The sequence below is a fragment of the Demequina soli genome (assembly GCF_000971195.1).
GTDB classification, from domain to species: Bacteria; Actinomycetota; Actinomycetes; order Actinomycetales; family Demequinaceae; genus Demequina; species Demequina soli.
The window spans coordinates 281147-298274 of the sequence record NZ_BBLZ01000003.1 but is presented as its reverse complement, the minus strand read 5'-3'; the positions used below and the strand labels follow the sequence as shown (position 1 = coordinate 298274).

Genomic DNA, 17128 nt, shown 5'->3' with positions numbered 1-17128 from the left:
ATGCGGCGCGTCTCAGCAAGCCAGCGCGCCGTCGACCAGCTCCACGAACCCGGCTCGCGCGGCGAGCGTGGGGGAGACGACAGCCACGAGCGCCCGGGTGGCATCGTTCGACGCGACCGCCGCATCGATGTCGGCCTGGCGGGAGTCTCGCTGACCCTGGCCGGCGATCATCGCGGCGGCCCACGCGGCGATCACTCGGGCGCAGCCCTCCGCGGTTCGTCCCGCGTCGAGTTCCGCGAGCGCGACGGGAGCGGCTCGGACGCCGAGCTTCGTGGCCGAGTCCTCTGCGATCTGCGCCAGGGAGTGTGCGATGCGCGGGTTCTCGAATCTCTCCCAGAGCGCGGTGCAGTACTCCTCGGCGCGGACTCCGACCGGAAGGTGGCGGCGCGCCTCGGACCAGAACGCCTCCACCAGCTCGCGGCTGGCGGGATCCGCGGACGCATCGGCCACCGTGGCGCAACCGCGTAGGCGGCTGAAACCCGCCATCGCGGTGTGGGCGCCGTTGAGGAGCCAGAGCTTCCGGTTCTCGAAGGGCTCGAGGTCCGCGACGAACTCGGCACCGGCTGTCTCCCATGCGGGCCTGCCCGCAGCGAAGTCACCTTGCAGAATCCAGTTGATGAACGGCTCGGTGACCACAGGCACCGCATCGTCGAGCCCGTGCGCGTGCGGGAGGTCGAGGTCGTCGTCGCTGAACCGCGGGGTGATCCGGTCCACGGACGTCGACACGAACGACACGTTCTCCTCGATCCACTCCTGCAGCTCGAGACCGACGGCCGACGCGAACGCGAGCAGGCCGGCGCGCACCAGCGCGCCGTTGTCGGGCATGTTGTCGCACGGCATGACCGTGAGCGGCCCGCCGCCCACGAGGCGGCGCTGCTCGAGTGCGTGCGCGATCAGGGCGAGCGGCGACTCGAGGCTGCCCGTGCCCGACGCGAGCGCCGCGAGATCGGAGGCGACCACCGCATCGTCCGCGCGCGGATTCCAGTCAGCGTCGAGACGGTAGCCCGCCTCGGTCACTGTGGTCGAGATGATGGCGACCTCGGGGCGCACGATGTAGCCCACCCATGCATCGATCTCGGCGGCGGAATGCACGGCGACGATGCTGTCGATGACCTCGAGGGCATCCTCGTCCGGTCCGCGCAGAGTCAGGGTGTAGAGGTGATCCTGCGCCCGCAGCGCGGCGACGATCGAATCGGAAGGCTCGCCTGCGCGGCCTGTGAAGGAAGCGATGCCCCACATGTCGGCGTCCGCGCAGTGGGCCGTGTACCAGGCCTGATGGGCGCGATGGAATGCGCCGAGGCCGAGATGGACGATGCGTACAGGAGCGGCCGCTCGGCCGTCGCGGGGGCGGGTCGGGACGTGGAGAACGGCGGTGGTCACAGCTTGAAGACCTCACGAGGGATGGTGGAGACGATGTCACGCATGATGCGCGCCGCTGCACTCTCCGACACGCGTCCCTCGACCACCAGGCGGGCGAGGAAGGACGCGTCGGCACGGCGGGCGACGTCGTGGCGGGCGGGGATCGACAGGTATGCGCGGGTGTCGTCGATGAAGCCGGACGTCCGGTAGAAGCCCGCGGTCTCGGTCACTGCCGCGCGATAGCGGGCCATCGCGTCCGGCGCGTCGAGGAACCACCACGGCGCGCCGACGTAGACGCTGGGGTAGAAGCCGGCCAGCGGCGCGAGCTCACGCGAGTACGCAGACTCATCGATGGTGAAGAGCACCAGGTGGAAGCCTTCGGCGGCACCGAAGGAGCGCAGCAGCGGCGCGAGGTTCGCCGTGAACTCGGTCCGGATCGGAATGTCGTGTCCGGAATCCGGGCCGAACCGATCGAACGTCGGGGTGTGGTGGTTGCGGTGGACACCGGCATGCACGGTCATCACGAGGCCGTCATCGACGCTCATCTGGGCCATCCGCCACAGCATGTGGCCCCGGAACTCGCGCGCCGACGCCTCGTCGAGCGTATCGGCGAGGGCGCCCTGGAACAGCCGCTCAGCCGTCGCGTCGTCGAGCTCGCACGTGTAGGGCTCGACCACACCGTGGTCCGCCGAGACCGCGCCGTGGTCGACGAAGTACGCGCGGCGCGACCTGAGCGCGTCGAGGTAGGCGCGGAAGGTGAGACCCGCGGTCGGGCCGGTCGCGACAAGGCGCTCGACTCGTGCCGTGAAATCGGGTGCCGCCGGATCGAGGTACGGGTCCGGTCGGAAGGTCGGCACGACCCGCCCCGCGAATCCAGGATCGGCGGCGAGCACCGTGTGGTCGTCGAGAGGGTCCAGGGCGTCGTCGGTGGTCGCGAGCACCTCGATGCCGAACGAGTCGAACAGCGCGCGCGGGCGCAGTGCGGGCGTGGCGAGCGCATCGTTGATGACGTCGAAGACACGGTCGGCCGAGTCCTCGTCGAGCGCCTCGGTGATCCCGAAGACGCGCTCGAGGGAGTCCGTCATCCAGAAGTCCGAGGCCGTTCCGGCGAACGCGTGCCAGTGGCGGCACACCGCTCGCCAGACCTCACGGGGGTCGGACGGCGAGCCGGCGACCCCGAGCTTCTCGAGCGGGACGCCTGAGGCATGCAGCAGTCGGGTGATGTAGTGGTCGTGGCTGATGAGCAGGCTCGCGGGGTCGGTGAAGGCTGTGTCACGCGCGAGCCAACTTGCAGGCACGTGGCCATGGGGGGAGATGATCGGCGCGTCCGCGATGCTCTCGAGGAGTTCCCTCGCCACCGCGCGAGTCGCGGGGTCGGCGGGAAGGAGGCGATCGGCGCTACGCCGTGACTTCGTCGGCATGGGTCAAGTAAAGCCACAAGCCACCCCGATTGTCAATCGGTTGCCAACCGGGGTTGCGTTGATCGATGCCTCTGCGGCTCTGGGGGTCGAGGTCAGCGAGCGGTGGGCAGTGGCCCGGTCGACTCGCGCGCGACCAGCTCGGTGGTGAGCTCCTCCGAGTCGGCAACCGCCGCGTCGACGCCGATCTTCCGGAACAGCTCTTGGACCGCGACCGCGCCGGCGCCGAGGAGGTCAGCGCGCACGGTGGTCAGGGGAGGGCTGATGAACTCGGCTCCGAAGATGTCGTCGAATCCGGCGACGGAGAGATCCCGAGGGACGTCGATGCCCTTCTCCCGTGCCGCCTTGATGAGGCCGAGCGCGACCAGGTCGTTGTAGGCGACCACCGAGGTGGCGCCCGACGCCTCGACACGCTCGAAGGCTCGCACGCCGCCCTCGATGGTCGGGCTGTTGGGCCCGATCTCGAACACGGACATGCCGAGTGCGCGCGCCGCGTCCAAGAGCGCCTCCCATCGGCGCTCGCTGATCCATGAACGGCCGGGTCCGCTGACGAACGCGACCGTACGGTGGCCGAGCCCATGCAGGTGGTCGACGAGCTGGGTGATCCCGGGCCGCACGTCGGGCGCGACGGAGATCACGCCGTCCATGGCTCGGTTGATCGTGACGAGCGGCTTGCGAGCGGCGATGCGCGTGATCTCGTCGTCGGGCAGGCGGGTGGTCGCGAGCACGATGCCGTCTACCGAGGGGATGAGGCGGTCGATCGTCGCCGCCTCGAGGCTGCCGGACTCCTGGCTCTCCGCGATGATGAGCGTGAAGCCCGCGCGGCTCGCCGCTCGCTCCGCGCCGCGGATGATGCCGAACACGACCGGGTTGGTGATGTCGGCGACCACCACCGCGAGCGTGTTGGTGCGTCCCGTCGGAAGGGCGCGCGCAAGCGGGTTGATATGGAAGTCGAGCTCCGCGGCAGCGGCTCGGATGCGCGCCTCGGTCGCGGCGCTGACGCGTCCGGGCTGGTTGAGCGCCCGGGAGACGGTCGACGGGTTGACGCCTGCGAGCTCCGCGATGTCGTAGATGGTGGGCGCGCCGGACTTTCGTCCGCGGCGTCCGGTCGCGCTGTCGACAGTGCTGTCGCTCATGGGAATCCTCCTGGTCACCACGATCGTAATGGTTGCCAATGGTTGCCAGCGTTCGCCGCGCGGCTGCGCGGCGAACGCTGGAAGAAGGCGGCAACGGCGGTCCCGTCGATGCGCCGGGCTACCGATTGCATGTCTGGCCGGCGTCAGAATCGATGCTGATGCCGGGTGGTCCGCGATGGCGACTGTTTCATGCGGGCCGGTAGTATCGTAGCGGTGTTGGCATTCGGTTGCCATACGCCGCCCTCGCGTGGGCGTGCGCCTCTCTCCGCATAGTCGCAAGGAGTTCAAGTTGTCCCAGGTGAACGAAGTCATGGAGCGGTTGGGCGCGCATCGCCTGGTGCCCGTCGTGGTGCTGGACGATGCGGCGGACGCCGATGGTCTCGCGCGTGCCCTGGTCGCCGGCGGGCTGCCCGTGGCCGAGGTGACGTTCCGCACGCCGGCCGCGGAGGAGTCGATCAAGATCATCGCAGCGCGTGGTGACGTGATCGTCGGCGCCGGCACCGTGCTCACCGTCGACCAGGTCGACCGTGCCGTCGCGGCCGGCGCGTCCTACGTGGTGTCGCCGGGCTTGTCCCGCGCCGTGATCGAGCGCTGCGGCGAGCATGGTGTTGCGGTGTTGCCGGGTGCGGTGACCGCGACCGAGGTGCAGGCCGCCCTCGAGCTCGGCGTGAGCACCCTGAAGTTCTTCCCGGCGGGCACCTCGGGTGGTGCGAAGGCGATCGCGGCCCTCGCGGCGCCCTTCGGTGGGGTGTCGTTCGTGCCGACGGGCGGCATCGGCCGCGCGAACCTGCACGAGTACCTCGCGCTGCCGTGCGTGCATGCGGTGGGCGGCTCGTGGATGGTGCCCCGCGACCTCGTGTCGACGGGTCGGTTCGAGAAGGTGGCCGCGCTCGTGGCCGAGGCCGTCGCGCTGGCGACGGGGAAGGAGGCCTGACATGGCCGTTGTCGAGGTTCGCCCCGCGGCGGAGTGCCGGTACGACGCGGTCTCGCTGGGCGAGGTGATGCTGCGTCTGGATCCGGGCGAGGGTCGGATCCGGACCGCGCGGTCGTTCACGGCGTGGGAGGGCGGCGGCGAGTACAACGTCTCGCGGGGCCTGTCGCGCGCGTTCGGCTACCGCACCGGCATCGTCACCGCGCTGGCCGACAACGAGGTGGGGCGCCTGGTCGAGGGGCTCATCCTCGCCGGTGGCGTCGACACGTCGCATCTGGTGTGGAAGGCGTATGACGGCATCGGCCGGGGCGTGCGCAACGGTCTGAACTTCACCGAGCGGGGCTTCGGCGTGCGCGGTGCGGTGGGTGTGTCCGATCGTGGCCACACCGCCGCGTCGCAGCTCGCCCCGCAGGACGTCGACTGGGACCACCTGTTCGGCACGCTCGGCGTGCGCTGGCTGCACACCGGCGGCATCTACGCCGCCCTGTCGGACACCGCCGCCGAGACCGTCATCGCCGCCGTCGAGGCCGCGCATCGTCACGGCACGGTCGTGTCCTACGACCTCAACTACCGGCCGAGCCTGTGGAAGGCCATCGGCGGCATCGACAAGGCCCGAGAGGTCAACCGCGCGATCGCGCCGCACGTCGACGTGATGATCGGCAACGAGGAGGACTTCACCGCCTCGCTGGGCTTCGAGGTCCCGGGTGTCGACGAGTCGCTCGCCGAGCTCGACGTCGCAGGCTTCGCCGCGATGATCGACGAGGTCTCTCAGGCCTACCCGAACTTCCAGGTCATCGCCACGACGATGCGTACCGTGCGCTCCGCGACGGTCAACGACTGGGGCGCCCTGGCCTGGTCCAAGCGCTCCGGACTGGTGCGCGCGACGCAGCGCGACGGCCTCGAGATCCTCGACCGCGTCGGCGGCGGCGACTCCTTCGCGAGCGGTCTGATCCACGGCCTCATCGAGGGCGTGGACCTGCAGACTGCCGTCGACTACGGCGCCGCCCACGGCGCCCTGGCCATGACCACCCCCGGCGACACGACCATGGCCACCAAGGCCGAGGTCTACAAGCTCGCCGCCGGCGGCGGCGCCCGCGTCGACCGCTGACGGCCCCATCGTCCAGCTGACACCACGAACGACACGGCCGCGCCATCGCGGCGATTGGAAGGAAGACCCATGGAGAAGACCTGGCGCTGGTACGGCCCCAAGGACGCCGTGACGCTCAGCGACGTCCGGCAGACGGACGCGACCGGGGTGGTTACCGCGCTGCATCACATCCCGAACGGCGAGGTGTGGTCGGTCGAGGAGATCAGCAAGCGGCAGGCCGAGTGCGAGTCGGCGGGCCTGTATTGGTCGATCGTCGAGTCCGTTCCCGTGCACGAGGACATCCGCCGCGGGCTCGACACGCGCGACGGGTGGATCGACAAGTACTGCGAGACGATCCGCAACCTCGCCGAGTGCGGCGTCGACATGATCTGCTACAACTTCATGCCGGCGCTCGACTGGACGCGCACGGACCTCGACTGGCCGCTCCCGAACGGTGGCACGGCGCTGCGCTACGACGCCGACGCCGTCGCGGCCTTCGACATGTGGGTGCTGGAGCGCCCGGGCGCCGAGGCGGACCACACGCCCGAGCGCGTCGCGAGCGCCCGCACCTGGTTCGACGGCGCGACGGCCGACGAGATAGACCGGGTCACGCGAACTCTGCTCGCGGGCCTGCCGGGCTCGGAGGAGTCCTACACCGTCGAGGAGTTCCGCGAGGCGCTCGCCGCGTACGACGGGCAGACGCACGAGTCGATGCGGGGCAACCTCAAGTATTTCCTCGAGCGGATCATCCTGGTCGCGGAGGAGGTCGGCGTCCGGATGGCGATCCACCCGGACGACCCGCCTTTCGACCTCTTCGGCATCCCGCGCGTCGTCTCGACCATGGCCGACGCGCAGTGGCTGCTCGACGCCGTCCCGAGCCCCGCGAACGGGCTCACCCTGTGTGTTGGATCGTATGGTGTGCGAGCCGACAACGACGTGGTCGAGATGGCCCGCCGGTTCGCTGATCGCATCTACTTCTCACACCTGCGCTCGACGCGCCGCGAAGAGGATCCCGAGAGCTTCCACGAGGCGGTGCACATCGACGGCGACATCGACATCGTCGGCGTGGTGCGCGAGCTCGTGAAGGAGGAGCGCCGGCGCGGCGATGAGGGTCCGCGGATCTCGGTCCGTTCGGACCATGGTCACCGCCTTCTCGACGATCTCACGCGCGACAGCACGCCCGGCTACCCGCTCATCGGCCGTATGAAGGGCCTGGCCGAGGTGCGTGGGGTGGAGCTCGCCGTGAACCGAGGGCTCGACGGCGATCTGGCCTGAAGTAGGCTCACGAGGCCCGCAGGCCGCGTCGACGGCGCGGCCTGCGGGCCTCGTCGCGTCATGACGGGGGACACGGCCGATGCGCTGCCTGCAAGTAGGCCGGAATTCAACCGGTTGCGCCCGCGCTCCACCCTGTAATCGAATTGTTACTCGACCAAGGTCATTCTGCGCATGGCAATCGGTTGGCAAAACCGCTTGCCATGCATTAGTGTCGGTGCGTCGGAGCCGGGTGCTTGGGGGCGATGGAGTCCCCGAGCGGCGCTCCTCCTTCATGGCGGAGGGGGGCGAGGTACGCGTGCCAGCTTCGCGGTCGCACTTGACAACAAAGGAGTTAGTGATGCGCACCATCTCTCGCAGCTCGCAGAAGCTGCGTTTCAGCGCCGCGGTGTTCGCCACCGCAGCGATTCTGGCCACGGCGGCGTGCTCGAGCGCCGGGGACGAGCCCGAGTCGTCGGGATCGGCGGCACCGGCCGACTCGGTCGACACGCCGACTGAGCTCTCGATCGCGATTCAGCGCGAGCCCCAGGGCTTCGACGTGGTGAATCTCTCGGCGGGTACCGATGCCTACATCTGGGCCTCGCTCTACGACCGCCTGCTGGTCTCCGACGCCGATGGCCTCCCGGCACCCTCCGCCGCGACGGCTTGGGAGTGGTCGGACGACGAGTTGACCCTCACCCTCACCCTGCGCGACGACCTCACCTTCTCGGATGGATCTGCCGCCACCTCGGCCGACGTGGTCGCAACGCTGCAGAAGATCCAGACCGAGACCGGCCCCAACCAGGCCACCATGGCGCTCGTGTCGGGCATCGAGGCTCCCGATGACACCACCGTCGTGATCACCTTCTCCGCCAAGGATGCGGCGTTCCTCGACAACCTCACCAAGATCACGGGCGTCATCGGCGACGACGCGTCGCTCGACGCCGCCGACGCGGTCACCAACCCGCTCGGTTCGGGCCCCTACACGCTGGACACCGCGGCAACCGTGACCGGTTCGCAGTATGTGCTCCTCAAGCGTGACGACTACTGGAACGCCGACGCGTACCCGTTCGAGACCGTCACCATCAAGGTGATCGCCGACACGACCGCCATGGACAACGCGCTGCTGTCCGGTGAGATCAACGTCGGTGATGTCGGCCAGGGCTCGCTCGACTCGGCAGAGTCGCAGGGCATCGCCCTCACCGAGATCCCGGGCTCGGGCCTGTTCAACCTCAAGTTCCTCGACCGTGACGGCACCATCGTCCCGGCGCTCGCCGACGAGCGAGTGCGTGAGGCGATCAACATGGCGCTCGACCGCGCCGGTATCGCTACCGCCCTCATGCAGGGCTACGCGACGCCCGTCGAGCAGATCGCCTTCCCCGACACCGCGTCGTACGTCCCGTCGCTTGACGACACGTACGCCTACGACGTCGAGGCGGCGAAGGCGCTGATGGCCGAGGCCGGCTACGCGGACGGCTTCTCGGTCACCATGCCGAGCCTCATCTACACGTCGACCATGGACGCGACCGTCACACAGCTGCTCTCCGACATCGGCATCACCGTGGAGTGGGTCCCGATCCCGGCCTCGGACACCGCCATGGCCATCATGGGCGGCGAGTACGCGATGGCGGTCTGGGTCGACGGCCTCGCGACGCCCGCGCGTCAGTTCCTCAACACCTACGACGAGAACGCGTTCCAGAATCCGTTCCACAACACCGACCCGGAGCTCACCGAGCTGCTCAATGCGCTGAAGGATGAGGTGGACCCTGTCGCCCAGGGCCCGCTGGCGCAGGCGGTGAACGAGTGGGTGGTCGAGCACGCGTGGGACGCGCCGATCGTCAACGGTACCCGCGTCATCGGCGCCCGAGAGGGCTACGCCTACCTGGGCTCCACGTCCAACAGCTTCACCACCCTCTCGCTGTTCGGCGTCGAGGGCTAAGAAGTCCCATCCCGGTGGGCGGGGCGCGTGCGCTCCGCCCACCGGGCCACCTTCTCCCGAGGTCTCACATGTTTCTCTTCGCAATGCGGCGGATCGGCACGGGGTTCATCCTGTTCCTCATCGTCGCGCTCATCACCTTCTGGCTGCTGAGCTTCTCCTTCGACAGTGTCATCGCGCAGAAGCTCGGCACCGCCGCCAGCCCCGAGACGATCGCCGCCCTCAAGTCCGAGATGGGCCTGGACCGATCCGTGGTCGTCCAGTATCTCGATTGGCTTCAAGGTGTGTTTCACGGAGACCTCGGCCGTTCGCTGTACACCCAGGAGCCCGTGATCGACGCCGTGCCTCCGCGCATGGTCGTCACCCTGTCGATCGTGATCCCCGCGCTCTTGATCGCCACGGTGATCGCGGTCATCTTGGGCGTGTTCGCGGCCTCGCGTGGAGGTGGCGCCGACAAGGGGGCGCAGGGCCTCATGCTCTTCGGCTACCTCGTCCCGAACCTCCTGGTCGCGATCCTCCTGACGGTGGTGCTCGCAGTCAACCTCCACTGGCTGCCGGCCACCGGCTACGTCCGCTTCGGAGATGACCCGGTCGGCTGGCTGAAGTCCATCACCATCCCCGTGATCGCGCTCGCGATCGGCGGAGCGGCCGCCATCGCGAACCAGGTCCGCGGCGCGATGATCGACGAACTCCGCAAGGACTACGTCCGCACGCTCCGCACCCGCGGCGTCAGCACCCGCGCGGTGGTCTACAAGCACGCGCTCCGCAACGCCGCCGGCCCGGCGCTCACCGTGTTCATGATCACGTTCACCAACATGTTCGGCGGCGCGCTGATCATCGAGCAGGTATTCGCCCTGCCCGGCTTCGGCACCTACAGCTTCAACAGCGCGCTCCAGGTCGACTACCCGGTCCTCATGGGTCTCACCGTCTTCGGCGTCGCGCTCACGCTGGGCGTCAACCTGCTGACCGACCTCGCAAACGGCTGGCTCAACCCGAAGGCGAGGATCTACTGATGTCCGCTCCCACCACCGTCACCGCCGAAGTCGAGGAGAAGCGTCGCGGCACTGTCGCGCGCCTGATCCGTGACCCCCAGGCGGTCGTCACCGGCTCCATCCTGCTCCTCATGGTGCTCGCGGGCCTGTTCGCGAACGTCATCGCACAGCACGGGCCCAACGAGGCCAGCCTCTCGGCTGCCCTCGCGCCTGTCGGCACGCCGGGCTATCCGCTCGGCGGCGACCAGTCCGGGCGCGACATCCTCGCCCGGCTCCTGCACTCCATCAACACTGCGGTCGTGTCCGCGCTCATCGGCGCCTCGGTGGCCGCCCTCGTGGGAACCGTGAGCGGACTTATCGGCGGGTACTTCCTCAAACTGCGCGGCGTCACCGAGTGGGTCTTCACGCTCATCATGACCTTCCCCGGCATGCTGCTGCTGATCCTGCTCATGCCGGTCACGAAGGGCGACTACCGCTTCACGATGCTGATCTTCGGCGTGCTGCTCTCGCCGGGCATCTACCGCATCGTGCGCAACATGACCATCGGTGTGAGCAACGAGCTCTACGTCGATGCCGCCAAGGTCTCGGGCGTCACGAATCCCCGCATCCTTTTCCGCCACGTGCTGAGCGTGGTCCGCGGACCCATCGTCATCTCGACGGCATTCCTGTGCGGCACCTCGATCAGCACCCAGTCGGGCCTCGCGTTCCTCGGTGTCGGCTCGAAGGAGATCCCGTCGTTCGGCGCCATGATCAGTGAGGGCTTCAAGAACATCCATCTCGCGCCCGCCCAGTACCTGTGGCCGTCCCTGGCGCTCGGTCTGATGAATGCGTGCATCGTGCTGTTCGGCAACTCGCTGCGCGACATCCTGCAGGGTGCCCAGCCGAAGCCCCAGAAGATCGCCGTCGCACACGTGGCGCAGGGATTCGAGGCACTCGACATCGACACCGGCAAGGCGTCGTTGCTGTCGGTTCGCGACCTCGGCATTGCCTACCGTTCACCCGCAGGCGACCTCAACGAGGTCGTGCGAGGAGTCTCGCTCAACTTGAAGGCGGGAGAGACCCTCGGCCTGGTCGGCGAGTCGGGCTCGGGCAAGACGCAGACCGCCTTCGGCGTGCTCGGGGTGCTCCCGAACGAGGCTCTGGTCACGCGCGGCTCGGTCCGTATCGACGGCAAGGAGATCCTCGGCCTGCCGGAGGCCGACCTCATCAACGTGCGTGGCTCTCAGATCGCCTACGTGCCGCAGGAGCCGATGTCGAACCTCGACCCGGTCTACACAGTCGGCAAGCAGCTGATCGAGGGCATCATGGCCTCCACGGGCGTGAAGCGCGCCGCAGCCAAGGAACGCGCTCTCGAATTGCTCGATCGCGTGGGCATCCCCGACCCGGCGAAGACCTTCAAGTCGTACCCGCACGAGATCTCCGGCGGCATGGCGCAGCGTGTGCTGATCGCGGGCGCAGTCGCCGCCGCTCCTCGCATCCTCATCGCGGACGAGCCCACCACGGCGCTCGACGTCACCGTCCAGGCGGACATCCTCGACCTGCTGCGTGACCTGCAGCGCGAGATGGGTATGGCCATCGTGCTGGTGACCCACAACTTCGGCGTGGTGGCGGACATCTGCGACCGCATCGCGGTGATGAAGCAGGGCGAGATCGTCGAGCAGGGAACCACCGTCGACGTCTTCGCTGATCCGCAGCACGACTACACCAAGATGCTGCTCAACTCGATCCTCGACGAGGACACCGTGCGCTCGGACGCACCGGTGCTCGTCGAAGCCGCTGGAGGTGAGGTGCGATGAACGCGCCGCTGCTCAAGGCCGACGGCCTCAAGGTCTCGTACCCGGTGCGAGGCCTCGGAAAGAAGCCCATCGAGATCGTCCACGGTGTGGACTTCGAGGTCGGTCGCGGGGAGACTCTCGGGATCGTCGGCGAGTCCGGGTCGGGCAAGACCACCATCGGTCGAGCCATCCTCGGCCTCGCGATGGTCACCGGCGGTTCGGTTCGGTTCGACGGTCGCGACATCTCCCACCTCGGTGCACGAGACCGACGGGACTTGTCGAAGGGCATCCAGGTGGTGTTCCAGGACCCGTACAGCTCGCTCAACCCCTCGCTGACGATCGGCGCGACGCTGGCCGAGCCGCTCATCGTCCAAGGCTGGGACAAGGCGAAGGCCACCAGGCGCGTCCTCGACCTGCTCGACCGGGTCGGCCTCCCGAAGAACGCCGCGGCACGCCTGCCGCGCGAGTTCTCGGGCGGCCAGCGTCAGCGCATCGCCATCGCACGCGCGCTCGCACCGTCGCCGCGGCTCATCGTGTGCGACGAGCCGGTCTCCGCGCTCGACCTGTCAACCCAGGCCACCGTGATGGACCTGCTCATCGACATCCAGCGCGAGCAGGGCGTCGCGTACCTGTTCGTGTCGCACGATCTCGCGGTGGTGCGACACATCAGCCACCGCACCGCGGTCGTGTACCGGGGCGACATTGTGGAGCAGGGGAGCACACGCCAGGTCACCGAGCAGGCGGAGCACCCGTACACGCAGCGTCTGCTGCTCGCAGCCCCGGTCGCGGACCCGCTCCGCCAGGAGAAGCGGCGCGCGGATCGCGAGAGGCTGCGCGCGGCCCAGCGCGAGGCCGACCTGCAGGCCGCAGGATTCTAGTTCTCACCGATGATGGGAATTGTGTTGTTGCCATATCTTGACCGTTCGCTCGATCCGCAGGCCCGTGCCGAAGACCTGCTGAAAAGGCTCACGCTCGAGGAGAAGGCGCGGCAGCTCTGCGGCGTCACCTCTGCGAACCTCACGAGCATGGTCGGAGGCCTCGACCAGGCGAAGATCGACGCGGCGCTGGAGCACGGGATCGGTCAGGTCGGTGCGATCACGTCGATCGCCGGCGCGCCCGCGGAGGTGGCGCAGGCGGTGAACCGCATCCAGCGCCACCTCGTCGAGAACACCCGCATGGGCATCCCCGCCGTGTTCCACACCGAGGCGCTCAACGGTGTCCTCTCGCGCTCGTTCACCGTGTTCCCGACGGGCAGCGGGCTGGCCGCCACCTGGCGGCCCGAGCTCGTCGCCCGCATGGCGGACGTCATGCGCGGCCAGCTCAAGTCACTGGGCATCCGTCAGGCGCTCGCGCCCGTGCTCGACCTCGCTCGCGACGCTCGCTGGGGTCGCGTCCACGAGACATACGGCGAGGAGCCGCTTCTGGCCTCAGCCATGGGGGTGGCTTATGTCTCGGCCATGCAGGGTGAGAGCCTGGACGAGGGTGTCATCGCGACGGCGAAGCACTTCCTCGGCTACTCGGCGACGGAGGCGGGACAGAACATGGCCGCCACTCAGGCCGGTCCGAGGGAGCTCCGCGACGTGCACGCGGCTCCTTTCGAGGCTGCGATCCGCCATGCCGGGCTTCAGAGCGTCATGAACTCCTACTCGGAGGTCGACGGCGTGCCCGTCGGTTTCTCCGCCGAGATCCTCGACGACCTGCTGCGGGGCGAGCTCGGGTTCACCGGCACTGTGGTCTCCGACTACCGCACCGTGCAGTACGCCGTGACACGGCAGCACGCAGCGCCGGACGCTCGCACCGCTGGGCGGCTTGCGCTCGAGGCCGGTCTCGATGTCGAGCTGCCGGACGCGTACGGGTATGGCTTCCAGCTCGTGGACGCGGTGCGCGCCGGCGAGATCAGCGAGTCGGTCGTGGATCGCTCCGTGATGCGCGTTCTCGAGCAGAAGTTCGCGCTCGGTCTCTTCGAGAACCCGTACGCCGATGAGGCTGACGCCGAGAGCGCCGCCGGCGCAGGCGTGCCGTTGGCGTACGAGCTCGCCGCCGAGTCGGTCACCCTGCTCGCCAACGATGGCGCACTTCCGATCCGTCGGTCGGTCACGCGCGTGGCCGTCGTCGGTCCCTACGCCGATGACGTGCGCGCCGGATTCGCGAACTACACCTACCCGGTCCTCGCCGAGATGATGCGGGGCATCGCGTCCGGCAAGGCGCGGCTCGCGGGGTGGGAGCTCGACTTCAGCTCGCTGCCCGACCACGTCCGCGAGCACATGGAGGCTCGGCAGGCCGAGGCAGCGGCGGTCGACCCGCAGGAGGAGATCCGCGTGCAGCACGGAAGCGTGGGTCTCGCCGAGGCGCTGCGCGCGCTTCTGCCTGAGGCGGAGATCATCGTGGCACCCGGAACCGGTGTCGTCGAGAGCGAGGGCCTGGACATTCGGGACGCAGTCGAAGCGGCTCGCGGTGCCGACCTCGTGATCCTCGCGCTCGGTGGACGCTCGGCGGCGTTCGAAGGTGCGGCGACCGAGGGTGAGGGGTCGGACTCAGCCACCCTGGTGCTTCCCGAGGTGCAGCGCGAGCTCTGCGCCGCGATCGCGGCGGCCGGCGTGGAGACGGTCTCGGTGGTCTTCGCAGGCAAGGCTTACGATCTCGCGCCCGTCCTCGAGGCGTCGTCCACCGTGCTGCTCTCGGCGTATCCGGGTCAGGAAGGCACACGCGCCGTCGCTGCGGCGCTCGTCGGCGACGTCAACCCTTCGGGCAAGCTTCCCTACACGGTGCCGCGTCACGTCGGTCAGGTCCCCATGTACCAGGGGCAGCACCTGGGGAGCGGCCAGCACAGGACCGCCGCGGACAATTTCCAGACGTATGTCGACATGGAGCGTTTCCCCCTGTTCCCCTTCGGCCACGGCCTGTCCTACACATCCTTCGACTACGGCGAGATGGTGCTCGACGAGAGCGCGCGCGACGCGGGCATCTTCACGTTGACGGTCGGGGTGACGAACACGGGGGCCGTCCCCGGGGCAGAAGTGATTCAGGTCTACGGCACCCTTCCCGCAGTCGGCATGGCACGCCCGGCCCAGCAGCTGATGGGCTTCGCCAAGGTTCCGCTCGAGCCCGGGCAGTCCGCGGCGATCACGTTCACGCTCGACGCGGCGCAGCTGGCGTACACCGATGCCAGGGGAGACTTCGGGTTCGACGGCGGCCGCCTCGACCTACGGGTCGGTTCGTCCTCGACCGACATCCGAGTGTCCGGCGCGGTCGACCTGCCACCAGGCCCCCATGACGTCCCTCGCGGGCGTGGGCTCCTGCCCGGTCCGGTGACTATCGCATCGCCCTTGTGAACTGACCTTCTCGCTCCACGCCCGGCGAGGCGCCCGGTGTCGAGTGGATGCCTCGTGAGGTCGTCCGTCTGCGGCCCGAGCGGCCCACGCGTCGTATCGGGAACGCCGGGAGCGGGATCCGTGCCGCCGCATCGTCTCGCGGTGCCGCCGACCGCGGCATCGGCGGCGCGCGGTCGGTGGGCCCGCCGCACGTATCCTGTGCTGCGCTTGAGGCGCCGCACGTGTCTCCGGGTATGCGCTATCCCGAGGACGTTCGTCCCAATCTGTGGGTGAACCTGGACCATTGCGCGACATGGGTGCCGAAGCGGCTGGCAACCGGTTGGCATTCTGGGCTCGCACCTGTTCTAATGGAGCGCATCGAAGGGAGCCGGAACTGGTCCGGCTCGAGACGAAGAGGTTGACATGAGCAGCACCGAGGTAGCGGTGGATTCCCTGCCCGAGCCGATCGAGCTCGCGGCAGGTGAGGCGCCGCAGCAGGCCAAGCCGTGGTCCAAGCGATACATTGCGCTCCTCTTCTTGGCGCAGTTCGCGATCTACGTTGGATCGATCGCGCCGGGCTCGTTCTCGATGTCGCTGAAGATCGCGGCGATCAACCCAGACGCGAAGGAGTCTCTCCTCGCGGTGGTGCTCACCACCGCAGCGGTGGTGCTCATCTTCATCAATCCCCTCACCGGAGTGCTCAGCGACGCGACGCGGAGCCGGTTCGGGCGACGTCGCCCCTGGATGGTCGGCGGTCTGATGGCCGGCATCCTCGGCTACGGCGTCATCGCGATCTCGTCGTCCTTCGCCGTGGTCCTTGTGGGCTGGGTCGTGGGCTACATCGGTCTCGTGACCATGGGTGCGATGCTCCTGACCCACATGGGCGACTCGCTCCCCGAGAAGCAGCGTGGCATGGTTGCCGGCGTCAACGGGGCTATCACCCAGGTTGCCGCCATCGCGGGCGTAGTCGTCGCCGGCGTGGTCGTGGCGCAGCCCGCGTTGACATTCATGGTGCCCGTCGCGGTGACGCTGCTCGGTTCGGCCGCCTTCATCATCAAGATGAACGACCCGTCCTCCCTGGACCTGCCCCGCACCAGGGTGAGCGTCCTCGGGGTCTACAAGACGATGCTGTTCAATCCGCGGCAGCACCCGGACTTCGCGTGGACCTGGATCAGCAAGCTGTCGGTGTTCATCGGCATCTACATGTTCTCGGTCTACACGGTGTACTTCATCGGCGCGCGCCTGGGGATCGACGCCTCCGCGATCGCAGCACTGTCGGCCACGGCTGGCGCCATCACGATGATCACCTCGATCGTCGGTGCCCTCGGCTCCGGCTGGCTCTCGGACAAGATCGGCCGGCGCAAGCCCCTGATCCTCGTCAGCGGCGCGCTCATGGCGGTCGCGTTCGTCGTCACAGGGTCGATGACGACGGTAGTCGTGTACATCTTCGGAGCGGTGGTGTTCTCGCTCGCATCTGGGATTTTCGGCGCTGTCGACCAGGCGCTCACACTTGATGTCATCCCGGACCGTGTCGAGTCCGGTCGTTGGGTGGCGATCATGGCCCTCGCAAACGAGATCCCCAAGGCGATCGCCCCCGTGGTCGCGGCCGTGGTCCTCGCGGTCATCGGCGGTGGGGACAACTACGCGATGGTCTACTACGTCGGCGCCGTGTTCGGGATCCTTGGCGGACTACTGGTGCTGCCGATCAGGTCGGTGCGCTGACAGGCGTCTCCGCGACCCCCGCTACTGCCGGACGCTGGAGCCGTCGGCTCCGGGGCGGTTATTGTCGCCTGGACGGCGCGGAACCGGTCTACCGATGGGTGCGGGTTTCTTGGACTGCGGTCCACGATGCCACGCTGCTGCCCGCAATGGGCTCGTTGCGGGCAGCAGCGTGCGCCCTCGCGGCGGGAGCCTCCGTGAACGACCGCCAGC

The 17128-nt window shown here is 68.6% G+C and carries 12 protein-coding genes; 9 read left to right on the top strand and 3 right to left on the bottom strand.

The genetic code is table 11. From position 1 onward, the window contains the following. Window positions 1-12: 12 nt before the first annotated feature. The 3 genes from AOM04_RS07940 to AOM04_RS07930 form a co-directional block, all read right to left on the bottom strand. Window positions 13-1380 (bottom strand): mannitol dehydrogenase family protein, encoded by a 1368-nt coding sequence (locus AOM04_RS07940; protein ID WP_062464234.1) that lies wholly within the window; start codon window positions 1378-1380, stop codon window positions 13-15. Then, window positions 1377-2780, bottom strand: a complete 1404-nt coding sequence (uxaC, locus tag AOM04_RS07935; RefSeq protein ID WP_062464233.1) for a glucuronate isomerase — start codon at window positions 2778-2780, stop codon at window positions 1377-1379. Before uxaC ends, AOM04_RS07940 begins: the two co-directional genes overlap by 4 nt. A 92-nt stretch (window positions 2781-2872) precedes the next feature. Further along, on the bottom strand, window positions 2873-3913 hold the full coding sequence (locus tag AOM04_RS07930) for a LacI family DNA-binding transcriptional regulator (protein ID WP_062464232.1): 1041 nt from the start codon (window positions 3911-3913) through the stop codon (window positions 2873-2875). A 310-nt stretch (window positions 3914-4223) separates the two neighbouring features. Here AOM04_RS07930 and AOM04_RS07925 point away from each other — a divergent pair, with 310 nt between their 5' ends. The 9 genes from AOM04_RS07925 (at window position 4224) to AOM04_RS07885 (ending at window position 16918) form a co-directional block, all read left to right on the top strand. Further along, window positions 4224-4847: a bifunctional 4-hydroxy-2-oxoglutarate aldolase/2-dehydro-3-deoxy-phosphogluconate aldolase gene (locus tag AOM04_RS07925; RefSeq protein ID WP_062464231.1), complete on the top strand. Its 624-nt coding sequence runs from the start codon at window positions 4224-4226 to the stop codon at window positions 4845-4847. A gap of 1 nt (window position 4848) precedes the next feature. Beyond that, entirely contained in the window at window positions 4849-5952 is a 1104-nt protein-coding gene (locus AOM04_RS07920; protein WP_062464230.1) for a sugar kinase, read from the top strand. A 69-nt stretch (window positions 5953-6021) separates the two neighbouring features. After that, a complete protein-coding gene (uxuA, locus tag AOM04_RS07915) occupies window positions 6022-7206 on the top strand; it encodes a mannonate dehydratase (RefSeq protein WP_062464229.1) in 1185 nt (394 codons plus the stop codon). A 337-nt stretch (window positions 7207-7543) separates the two neighbouring features. Next, window positions 7544-9121 carry an ABC transporter substrate-binding protein gene (locus tag AOM04_RS07910; protein ID WP_062464228.1) on the top strand — a complete coding sequence of 526 codons (1578 nt, stop codon included), beginning with the start codon at window positions 7544-7546 and terminating at the stop codon, window positions 9119-9121. A 68-nt stretch (window positions 9122-9189) separates the two neighbouring features. Beyond that, entirely contained in the window at window positions 9190-10131 is a 942-nt protein-coding gene (locus AOM04_RS07905) for an ABC transporter permease (protein ID WP_062464227.1), read from the top strand. Further along, the gene (locus AOM04_RS07900; protein WP_062464226.1) at window positions 10131-11906 is read left to right on the top strand and encodes a dipeptide/oligopeptide/nickel ABC transporter permease/ATP-binding protein; all 1776 of its coding nucleotides are present in this window, start codon (window positions 10131-10133) and stop codon (window positions 11904-11906) included. Before AOM04_RS07905 ends, AOM04_RS07900 begins: the two co-directional genes overlap by 1 nt. Continuing rightward, entirely contained in the window at window positions 11903-12763 is an 861-nt protein-coding gene (locus tag AOM04_RS07895) for an ATP-binding cassette domain-containing protein (protein ID WP_062464225.1), read from the top strand. The genes AOM04_RS07900 and AOM04_RS07895 overlap by 4 nt, the downstream gene beginning before the upstream one ends. 9 nt (window positions 12764-12772) lie before the next feature. Then, on the top strand, window positions 12773-15217 hold the full coding sequence (locus AOM04_RS07890; protein ID WP_062464224.1) for a glycoside hydrolase family 3 N-terminal domain-containing protein: 2445 nt from the start codon (window positions 12773-12775) through the stop codon (window positions 15215-15217). Window positions 15218-15619: 402 nt separating this feature from the next. Continuing rightward, the gene (locus tag AOM04_RS07885; protein ID WP_062464223.1) at window positions 15620-16918 is read left to right on the top strand and encodes an MFS transporter; all 1299 of its coding nucleotides are present in this window, start codon (window positions 15620-15622) and stop codon (window positions 16916-16918) included. The last annotated feature ends 210 nt before the right edge of the window (window positions 16919-17128 follow it).

What these genes read in the sequence shown, in the direction of transcription:
- AOM04_RS07910 (WP_062464228.1), top strand. Translation starts at nt 7,544, where the DNA reads ATGCGCACCATCTCTCGCAGCTCGCAGAAGCTGCGTTTCAGCGCCGCG.
- uxaC (WP_062464233.1), bottom strand. Translation starts at nt 2,780, where the DNA reads ATGCCGACGAAGTCACGGCGTAGCGCCGATCGCCTCCTTCCCGCCGAC.
- AOM04_RS07905 (WP_062464227.1), top strand. Translation starts at nt 9,190, where the DNA reads ATGTTTCTCTTCGCAATGCGGCGGATCGGCACGGGGTTCATCCTGTTC.
- AOM04_RS07890 (WP_062464224.1), top strand. Translation starts at nt 12,773, where the DNA reads ATGATGGGAATTGTGTTGTTGCCATATCTTGACCGTTCGCTCGATCCG.
- AOM04_RS07895 (WP_062464225.1), top strand. Translation starts at nt 11,903, where the DNA reads ATGAACGCGCCGCTGCTCAAGGCCGACGGCCTCAAGGTCTCGTACCCG.
- AOM04_RS07925 (WP_062464231.1), top strand. Translation starts at nt 4,224, where the DNA reads ATGGAGCGGTTGGGCGCGCATCGCCTGGTGCCCGTCGTGGTGCTGGAC.
- AOM04_RS07930 (WP_062464232.1), bottom strand. Translation starts at nt 3,913, where the DNA reads ATGAGCGACAGCACTGTCGACAGCGCGACCGGACGCCGCGGACGAAAG.
- uxuA (WP_062464229.1), top strand. Translation starts at nt 6,022, where the DNA reads ATGGAGAAGACCTGGCGCTGGTACGGCCCCAAGGACGCCGTGACGCTC.
- AOM04_RS07885 (WP_062464223.1), top strand. Translation starts at nt 15,620, where the DNA reads ATGAGCAGCACCGAGGTAGCGGTGGATTCCCTGCCCGAGCCGATCGAG.
- AOM04_RS07920 (WP_062464230.1), top strand. Translation starts at nt 4,849, where the DNA reads ATGGCCGTTGTCGAGGTTCGCCCCGCGGCGGAGTGCCGGTACGACGCG.
- AOM04_RS07900 (WP_062464226.1), top strand. Translation starts at nt 10,131, where the DNA reads ATGTCCGCTCCCACCACCGTCACCGCCGAAGTCGAGGAGAAGCGTCGC.